At 62.9% G+C, this 5,731-nt stretch carries 5 protein-coding genes; 1 reads left to right on the forward strand and 4 read right to left on the reverse strand.

Features of this window, described 5'->3' with window-relative positions:
* From QZZ60_RS10225 to QZZ60_RS10240, 4 genes are all read right to left on the reverse strand, one after another.
* On the reverse strand, nt 1-193 hold a 193-nt coding region (locus tag QZZ60_RS10225), incomplete at its 3' end, for an ATP-binding cassette domain-containing protein (protein WP_295641109.1).
* Nucleotides 190-1,323: an ABC transporter permease gene (locus QZZ60_RS10230; protein ID WP_295641111.1), complete on the reverse strand. Its 1,134-nt coding sequence runs from the start codon at nt 1,321-1,323 to the stop codon at nt 190-192. The genes QZZ60_RS10225 and QZZ60_RS10230, both read right to left, overlap by 4 nt.
* A 162-nt stretch (nt 1,324-1,485) precedes the next feature.
* Nucleotides 1,486-2,478, reverse strand: a complete 993-nt coding sequence (gene trpS / locus QZZ60_RS10235) for a tryptophan--tRNA ligase (protein WP_295641113.1) — start codon at nt 2,476-2,478, stop codon at nt 1,486-1,488.
* Between the two features lie 39 nt (nt 2,479-2,517).
* A complete protein-coding gene (locus tag QZZ60_RS10240; protein WP_295641115.1) occupies nt 2,518-3,186 on the reverse strand; it encodes a site-2 protease family protein in 669 nt (222 codons plus the stop codon).
* A 173-nt stretch (nt 3,187-3,359) separates the two neighbouring features.
* On the opposite strand from QZZ60_RS10240, the gene QZZ60_RS10245 reads away from it, so the two are divergent.
* Nucleotides 3,360-5,540: an AMP-binding protein gene (locus QZZ60_RS10245; protein WP_295641117.1), complete on the forward strand. Its 2,181-nt coding sequence runs from the start codon at nt 3,360-3,362 to the stop codon at nt 5,538-5,540.
* Nucleotides 5,541-5,731: the final 191 nt, after the last annotated feature.

A 5,731-nucleotide genomic window follows, 5' to 3' on the forward strand; every position in this document is an offset into this window, starting at 1 on the left:
ACACGGAGCCCTTTGCCGGAGGGGTGAGGCCCATGAGCACGCGCAGAAGGGAGCTTTTGCCGCAGCCGGAGCCGCCCATGATGATGAAGATGTCGCCCTTTCTGATAGTGAAGGTGAGGCCGCTCTGAATGACGCGGGAGCCGTAGGCCACGGTGAGGTCGAGGGCGGAGACGGCGCTGTTTGCAGGAATCATAGGTCGAGCACCGTGAGGATGATGGTGATGACGGACGTGGCGACGATGATGCCCACGATGGAGTTGACCACGGCGGCGGTGGTGGCGCGGCCCACGGCGGAGGCGTTGCGGCCGCAGCGCATGCCCTGATAGCAGCCGCACAGGGAAATGATGAAGCCGAACACGAGGGCGTGCAGAAGCCCGGTCCACACGTAGCCGAGCGTCATGAACTGGAGGGTGTTGCTTATGTAGGCGGCGGGGGAGATGTCGAGCATGAGCACGCCCACGAGAAAGCCGCCCGCAATGCCGGCCACGTCGGCGTAGAGGGTGAGAAGAGGCGTCATGACGGCAAGGCCCAGAACGCGGGGCAGCACGAGAAAGTCGGTTGGGGAGATGCCGAAGCCCGTGAGGGCGTCCACCTCTTCGTTGACCTGCATGCTGCCGATGACGGCGGCGAACGACGCCCCCGTGCGGCCCGAGAGCACGATGCCGGTAAGCACCGGGCCCATGACGCGCACCATGGACACGCCCACGAGGGAGGCCACGTAGATTTCCGCGCCGAAGAGCTTGAGCTGCATGGAGCTCACGAAGGCGAGAATGAGGCCGAGCAGCAGGCTTGTGAGGGAGACGATGGGCAGTGCGTCCACGCCGCACTCGCGAAACACGTTCCACATGTCGCGCGGGCTGCAGGAGGCGCGGCCGGAAAAAAAGCGCGCCATGCTCACGGCGACCTCGCCCACGAAGTCCACCACGTTTATCGTTATGCCGGGCCAGGCGAGCGTCTTTTCGCCGATGGTTTCCAGAAATCCGGGTTCTTCCTTTCTGGCACCGACGTTTCCGGGGGGCACGGCAAGGGCCATGTCGAGCATGGGGCCCATGCCGCCGGGCAGGGCGGAGGTGTCCACGGCAAGACCTGCGGCGCGCGCCTTCTGCGCAATGGCGTTGAAGGCGGAAAGAAGCACGCTGTCCCAGTCCGTGACCTCGTCTGCGAGAAAGCGCACGGCCTTTGCATCGCGGAGCGCGGCGAGCGCCTGGGAGGTCATCTCTTCCGGCACGCGGGGAGAAGCGCAGAGAGCCTGCCTCGACCAGGGGCCGAAGGCGCGGATGATGAGCGTGTCCCGCTCTTGTAGTATGTCGAAGGCAGGCTGCATGATTCCTCGCCGGCGGGCGTTCCGGCACGGGGAAGGCGCCGGCAGGCGCACTCCGGGGCAGGAACGCCCGCCTTCGTTGCTGTCATGACGGTGCGGGCGCGCCGCGTTGTTGCGGACGCGCCTGGCCGGGCCTTCCGGGAAAGGAGGCTCCGGCGGGTGCCGCTAGTCCATGTGCATGGCGGCGCGCACCAGTTCCATGGTGGCGTTGATGGACATTCTGGCCTTTTTTCCGCCGTCCGCAAGTATTTCCTGCACAAGGCCGGGCTTGGCGAGAATGGCTTCACGACGTTCGTGCAGGGGCTCAAGGAAGTTCTGCAGGTTCTTCATGAAGATCTTCTTGCAGGCCACGCAGCCCATGGTGGCGTGGGTGCAGGCTTCGCGCACTTCGTCCTGCGTGGCCTTGTCGGCGAGCAGCACGTGATAGGGGAAGAGATTGCACACGTCGGGGTTGCCGGGGTCGCTCTTGCGCAGACGGGCGGGGTCGGTGAACATTCCCTTGATCTTGGGTTCGAGGTCTTCGAGGGTGTCCTTGAGGAAGATGCCGTTGCCGTAGCTCTTGGACATCTTGCGGCCGTCGAGGCCGGGGCACTTGGCGGCCGGGGTGAGCTTGGCCTCGGGTTCGGGGAAGACTTCTGTGTCGTACATGGTGTTGAAGCGGCGCACGATTTCACGGGCGAGCTCGAGGTGCGGCTGCTGATCCTGACCCACGGGGACCCAGCGGGGACGATGCTGGATGATGTCCGCGGTCATGAGCACGGGATAGCCGAGGAAGCCGTAGTTGCCGAGGTCCTTGTCGGTGATCTGCTGCTGCTGTTCCTTGTAGGTGGGGCAGCGTTCCAGCCAGCCGAGCGGGGTGATCATGGAAAGCAGAAGATGCAGTTCGGCGGTTTCCTTGATGTCGGACTGACGATAGATGGCGCAGTGTTCGGGATCGAGACCTGCGGAGAGCCAGTCGACGACCATGTCGTGCACGAACTGCGGGAGTCTGGAAGTGTCGGCGTAGTTGCTGGTCAGGGCGTGCCAGTCGGCCACGAAGAAGAAGGCCTCGTGCGTCTTCTGCATTTCGACCCAGTTCTTGAGTGCGCCGAAATAATGACCGATGTGAAGAGGCCCGGTGGGCCGCATGCCTGAAACTGTGCGATCGTTCGCCGTCATGGCGTGTCTCCTGAATGAGAATAAGATGGGAATGGGGTATCAGAGGCCGACGGCCGTGAGAGCGATGTTCCACGACCAGCGGACCAGAGTCATGAGAAGGGTGCTCAAGACGCCGCTTGCGAGCAGAAGGACGAGGATGAGAAAGCCGTAGCGTTCCACGCGCTGGAACTGCAGGGCGATCTGTCCGGGGAGCAGCGTTTCGAGAATGCGCCCGCCGTCGAGCGGGGGAAGGGGCAGCAGGTTGATCCACGCGAGGGCGAAGTTGGCGGCAATGCCGGTCTGGAACATTTCCAGAAGGAACTTGCCCGTGGAGGTGCCCACGAGAAATTCGGCGGGAGCGAAGAGCAGAAGCCGCAGGCACACGGCGAACGCCATGGCGAGCACCATGTTGGTGAGCGGCCCGGCTGCGGAAACGAGCAGCATTCCCTTGCGGTAGTCGCGGAAATAGCGCGGATTGACGGGCACGGGCTTTGCCCAGCCGAACACGAAGGGCGAGAACATGGCCGTGAACACGAACATGGCCGTGCCCAGAGGATCGATGTGGGGCACGGGATTCAGGGTAAGGCGGCCGAGCATGCGGGCGGTGGGGTCGCCGCAGCGCAGGGCGGCCCAGCCGTGGGCCACTTCGTGCAGAATGATGCCCAGAAGAACGGGCACGAAGGCCACGGCCAGATGCGATATCTTTGCTGCTATGCTTGCGTCGAACATGGTGGCTTCCATACCATATTTATTCGACATCCGCAAGAATGCCCCCGAAGAGGCGGCCCCGGAGCCCGTCGCGCTCTCGACAAAGCCCCGGCCTTTGGGCATGATGACGGGAAAAGCGCCGGCGCGTCGGGGCGTCCGGCGGAACGATCGCGCCGCATAATCGAGGAGCCCGCATGCTTGGAGCCTTAGTCCGTTTTCTTCTCAGAATCATCTACCGCGTGGAGCTGCGCGGCCGCGAGCATTACGACGATGCCGGACCGCGAACGCTCATTCTCTACAATCCCGGTTCCATCCTCGACCCGCTTCTCATTGCGGCCATGCTGCCGGACCGCATCACGCTTCTGGCCGACAGCGCTCTGGAGCACAAGTGGTGGATGCGCCCGGTATGCGCGCTTACCGACACGCAGTTCTTCGACTTTTCCAGTCCCGCGGCCACGGTGTCTCTCGTGCACGCGCTGGCCAGAAACGGCCGCTGCATGGTCTTTCACAGCGGGCGTCTCGGCAACGATCCGCACTACACCCGCATTCTGGAGGCTGCGGGCCTCATCGCCGAAAAGGCCGACGCCACGCTTCTGCCCGTGCGCATCGACGGCGCGTCGAGCACCATGTTTTCCTATCTTCGGCACAAGGGCCGCCGGCGCTGGCTGCCGCGCGTCACCGTAAGCGTGCTCGAGGTGCAGAAGTTCCGGCCTTCGGGACACCTGCCGCCGCGCGAACGGCGCAGGCGCATGGGCGAGCGCCTCTACGACATCATGACGGGTCTTGAGTACCGCTCGAGCATGGAGCGCTGCAATCTCATGCAGGCGCTCATGGAAGCCGCGGCCCGCTGCGGACGCCGTTTTCCCATCGCCGAGGATCAGGACAGGCACGTGCTCACCTACGGCGCGCTTCTGCTCAAGCTCTCCGTGCTCGGCCGCGCCTTCCGGCGTCTGTTCCGGGGCGAGCAGAAGGTGGGCTTTCTTCTGCCCACGTCCCTGCCCGGACTCGTGGCCTTCTTCGGACTGCATTCCGCCTCGCTCGTGCCCGCCATGCTCAACTTCACCTCGGGCATCGCGTCCGTGGTGTCCTGCTGCCGCACGGTGCAGCTTTCCTCCGTGCTCACTTCGCGCCGCTTTCTTGCCCTTGCCGACCTCACGGCCATGGAACAGGCGCTCAAGGACGCGGGACTGCGCATCGTCTACCTTGAGGACGTGGCCAAAAATCTCACGTTGGCCGACAAGGCGTTCGGCGCGCTTCGGGCGTTTTTCCGTGTCTCTCCCTCCACGCCCGCCGATGCTCCGGCCGCGGTCATGTTCACCTCGGGCACCGAGGGCGTGCCCAAGGCCGTGCTTTTGAGCCATCTCAACATCATCGCCAACCGCTATCAGGCGCTCAGCATGCTCACCATAGGTTCCGGCGACAAGCTGTTCAACTGCCTGCCCATGTTCCACGCCTTCGGGCTCGGCATATGCACGCTTTTGCCCGTCATCGCCGGGGTGAGGGTGTTCCTCTATCCTTCGCCGCTGCATTACCGCATCGTGCCGAGGCTCTTTTACGAAAGCCAGTCCACCATCATCTGCGGCACGGACACCTTCTGTACGGGCTACGCCCGATACGGCCAGCCCTACGACTTCTGTCATGCGAGGCTCGTCATCATCGGCGCGGAAAAAATGCGCGAGAGCACCCGCCGCACGTGGCTCGAGAAGTTCGGCGTGGATCTTTTCGAGGGCTACGGGGCCACGGAAACCGCGCCGCTCATATCCGTGAACACGCCCGCCTACCGCAGAGAGGGCAGCGTGGGGCGCGCCGTGCCCGGCCTGGCCTGCCGTCTCGTGCCCGTGCCCGGCATAGACGAGGAGAACACCGGCGTTCTTTGGGTGAAGGGCGACAACGTCATGCTCGGCTACATGCGCTATTCCGCGCCCGGCGTTCTCGAGCCGCCCGTGGACGAAACCCTTGCCGAAGCCTATGCCGTCACGGGAAAGGGCGACGACGGTTCTGGCTGGTACGAAACCGGCGACATCGTGCACATGGACGAGGAAGGCTTCATCTTCATACGCGGCCGCGCCAAGCGCTTCGCCAAGGTGGGAGGGGAAATGGTGTCCCTGGCCGCCGTCGAGGACGCGCTCAAGGAAATATGGCCGGATTCCGTGCTCGGCGTGGTGGCCATTCCCGATCCGCGCAAGGGCGAGCAGCTTGCGCTCGTCATCGATACGGAAAACGTGACCACAAGCCGCATTGCCGCGCATTTTGCCAGCCGCGGCCTCTCGCCCCTGTGGACGCCGAAGCGCATCGTGAGCGTGAAGCAGGCTCCGCTTCTCGGCTCGGGCAAGTTCGACTACCGCAAGGCCCTGGAGCTCGTCGAAAAGGGATAAAAATAAAATAGTTGCACAGGTATATGATAGCTATTTTTTCTATGTATGTTGCGCGTTAATAGCTCATCTCTTTGATCATAGTATTGTGAATCTAGTATAGATGATAGCCATATAAATATATTTTCTATTGACGTTTGTTGAAAAAATAACATATATTACTAAATAAACTTTATTAAAGGTGTAATCCCATG

The sequence above is a fragment of the uncultured Mailhella sp. genome, from assembly GCF_905187505.1.
Lineage (GTDB): Bacteria > Desulfobacterota > Desulfovibrionia > Desulfovibrionales > Desulfovibrionaceae > Mailhella.

Bases quoted from the DNA above. Each gene is read 5' to 3' on its own strand.
- QZZ60_RS10230 (WP_295641111.1), bottom strand. From the start codon at position 1,323: ATGCAGCCTGCCTTCGACATACTACAAGAGCGGGACACGCTCATCATC.
- trpS (WP_295641113.1), bottom strand. From the start codon at position 2,478: ATGACGGCGAACGATCGCACAGTTTCAGGCATGCGGCCCACCGGGCCT.
- QZZ60_RS10240 (WP_295641115.1), bottom strand. From the start codon at position 3,186: ATGTTCGACGCAAGCATAGCAGCAAAGATATCGCATCTGGCCGTGGCC.
- QZZ60_RS10245 (WP_295641117.1), top strand. From the start codon at position 3,360: ATGCTTGGAGCCTTAGTCCGTTTTCTTCTCAGAATCATCTACCGCGTG.